Origin of the sequence: Actinosynnema sp. NPDC059797, from assembly GCF_042732085.1 — a bacterium.
In the GTDB taxonomy this organism is placed as follows: Bacteria; Actinomycetota; Actinomycetes; order Mycobacteriales; family Pseudonocardiaceae; genus Actinosynnema.
Window position 1 is genome coordinate 1 of the sequence record NZ_JBHWIE010000604.1, and the last position, 2,863, is coordinate 2,863.

The following is a 2,863-nucleotide window of genomic DNA, read 5'->3' on the forward strand; positions in this document are numbered from 1 at the left end:
GGCTCGGGCACGTGGTGGTGACCGTCTTCGGCGCCACCCTGCTGGTGTGGGGCCTGCTCCCGCTCACCCCCGGCGACCCGGCGCGCCGCTACCTGAACCAGGAGCGGGTCATCGCGCCCACCGAGGCGCAGTTGGCCGAGGCGCGCGCGGAGCTGGGCCTGGACCGGCCGCTGCACGAGCAGTACCTGGCGTGGCTGGGCGGCGTGCTGCGCGGCGACCTGGGCGCCTCGACGCGGTGGGACCGCCCGGTCACCGAGGTCATCGCGACCCACCTGCCGGCCACCGTCCGGCTGGCGGTCGCCACGGTGGCGCTGGCGCTGGTGGCCGCCGTGGTGCTGGCCCTGGTGGGCGCGGCGTTCGCCGGGCGCTGGCCGGACAAGGTGACCGGCGCCCTCGCCCTGGGCGGCGTCGCGGTGCCGGCGTTCCTGGTGGGGCTGGTGCTGATCGAGGTGGTGGTCGTGGAGTGGGGCTTCGGCCGGGTGATCACCGACGGGTCGTGGTCGGCGGTGTGGCTGCCCGCGGCCACGCTCGCCTGGCTGCCCGCCGCGATGTGGTCGCGGCTGCTGCGCTCCGGGCTGCTGTCGGCCCTGCGGTCGGGCTACGCGCTCACCGCGGCGTCCCGGGGCGCGAGCCGGGCGCGGGTGCTGGTGGTGCACGGGCTGCCGAACGCGGCCGTGCCCGTGCTGACCGCGGTGGCGCTCACCTTCGGGTGGATGCTCGGCGGGGCGGTGATCGTGGAGGGGGTGTTCGCGTGGCCGGGCATCGGCCTGGTGGTGGTCCAGGCCATCACCGCGCGGGACCTGGCCGTGGTGCAGGGTTTCGCGCTCGTCGCCACGGTGATGTGGGTCGGGGTGAGCCTGGTGACGGGCGCGCTGGCCGCCCTGGTCGACGCGCGGCTCAGGGAGAGGGGCTCGTGGTGACGCCGGGGGTGCGGGCGCGGTGATCACGGTGGTGGGCACGCGGGCCGCCAGGGTCCGGGTCGCGCAGCGGGTGTCCGGGGTCGCGCCGGGCGGCGCGGGCCGGATCGGGCTCGGCCTGCTCGTCGCGGTGGTGGTCGTGGTGGTGGTGGGGCCGTGGCTGGTCCCGTACGACCCGGACGCGCTGGACCGGACCGCGGTGCTGGTCGCGCCCGGACCGGAGCACCTGCTGGGCACCGACCACCTCGGCCGCGACCAGTTGGCGCGGCTGCTGGTCGGCGGGCGCAACTCGCTGCTCGCGGTGGCGGCGGTGCTGGCGCTGGGCCTGGCCGTGGGCATGGTGGTCGGCGTGGTGTCCGGGGTGCTGGGCGGCGTGGTGGACACCGTGCTGATGCGGGTGGTGGACGTCTTCCTCGCGCTGCCCGCGATGGTGCTGACGCTCGCGCTGCTCGGCGTGCTCGGCCCCGGGTTCGGCACGATGGTCGTCGCGCTGACCGCGGGCACCTGGCCCGGTTACGCGCGGATGGCCCGCAGCTACGTGATGACCGGGCGGGACCGGCCGGACGTGCTGGCCGCGCGGCTGGCCGGCGTGGGGTGGCTGCGCGCCGCGGGGCGGCACCTGGTGCCGGCGGCGTTCGGCCAGCTGCTGGTGCTGGTGTCCCTGGACGTGGGGTACATGGTGACGTCCATCGCCGGGCTGTCCTTCCTCGGGCTGGGCGTGCAGCCGCCCGCGGCGGAGTGGGGCGCGATGCTGTCCAACGCCCGGCTGTACCTGGGACAGGCGCCGTGGCTGCTGCTCGGGCCGGGGGTCGCGATCGTGCTGACGGTGCTCGCGGCGAACCTGCTGGGCGAGTCGCTGGCCGGCGCGCACGGGGACGGTGACCGGTGAGCCACGCGTTGGAGGTGGAGGGCCTGGAGGTGGTCTACCCGAACGGCGCGCACGCGCTGCGCGGGCTGGACCTGGTGGTGCCGAGCGGCGGGGTGACGGCCCTGGTCGGCGAGTCCGGGTGCGGCAAGAGCACGGTGGCGCTGGCGGTGCTGGGCCTGCTGCCCCGGCGCGCCCGGGTGCGCGGCTCGATCCGCGTGGCGGGCGCGGAGGTGGTCGGCGCCGCGCCGGAGGAATTGCGGGCGCTGCGGGGCAAGGCGGTCGGCCTGGTGCCCCAGGACCCGGTGGCCGCCTGCGACCCGCTGCGCCGCGTCGGCCACCACGTCGCCGAGTCGTGGCGCGCCCACGGCGAGCCGGGACCGCCGGGCGGCGCGGCGGAACTGGTGGGGCGGCTGGGCATCACCGACGCGCGCGCCCGGCTGCGGCAGCGCCCGCACCAGTGGAGCGGCGGGATGCTGCACCGCGCCACGATCGCCGCCGCGGTCGCCCACCGGCCGCCGCTGCTGGTCGCGGACGAGCCGACCGGCTCCCTCGACGCCGACCACGCCCGCACGGCGCTGGACGTGCTCCGGTCGGCCGCGGACGCGGTGCTGCTGATCAGCCACGACCTCGGCGTCGTCCGCGAGCACGCCGACCGGGTGGCGATCATCTACGCGGGGCGCGTGGTGGAGACCGGTGCCGCCCGGGAGGTGCTGTCCCGCCCCGCGCACCCCTACACCCGGGCGCTGGTGGCGGCGATCCCCACGCCCGGCGCGGGACTGCCCGCGCCGTTGCCCGGCGCGCCGCCCCGGGCGACCGAGGAACCGGTGGGCTGCGCGTTCGCGGCCCGGTGCCCGGTGGCGGACCACCGGTGCGACCGCCGGCCGCCGGTGGTGGCGGGCGTGGCCTGTTGGGTGGTGGACCGGTGACCGGGCCCGTGCTGGCGGCGCGTGCGGTGTCCAAGGCATACGGCTCCCGCCAGGTGCTGTCCGGTGTCGACCTGGAGGTCGGCGCGGGCGAGGTGGTGGGCATCCGCGGTCCGTCCGGCACCGGCAAGTCCACGCTGCTGCGCCTGGTGGCC

The 2,863-nt window shown here is 77.6% G+C and carries 4 protein-coding genes; all 4 read left to right on the top strand.

What is annotated here, in order from left to right:
* On the top strand, window positions 1–920 hold a 920-nt coding region (locus ACFV4N_RS42310; protein WP_499678332.1), incomplete at its 5' end, for an ABC transporter permease.
* A 19-nt stretch (window positions 921–939) separates the two neighbouring features.
* Window positions 940–1,806 carry an ABC transporter permease gene (locus ACFV4N_RS42315; RefSeq protein WP_499678333.1) on the top strand — a complete coding sequence of 289 codons (867 nt, stop codon included), beginning with the start codon at window positions 940–942 and terminating at the stop codon, window positions 1,804–1,806.
* Entirely contained in the window at window positions 1,803–2,711 is a 909-nt protein-coding gene (locus tag ACFV4N_RS42320; protein ID WP_499678334.1) for an ABC transporter ATP-binding protein, read from the top strand. Before ACFV4N_RS42315 ends, ACFV4N_RS42320 begins: the two co-directional genes overlap by 4 nt.
* Before the next feature lie 53 nt (window positions 2,712–2,764).
* Window positions 2,765–2,863: ATP-binding cassette domain-containing protein (locus ACFV4N_RS42325; protein WP_499678335.1), on the top strand; the 99-nt coding region annotated here is incomplete at its 3' end.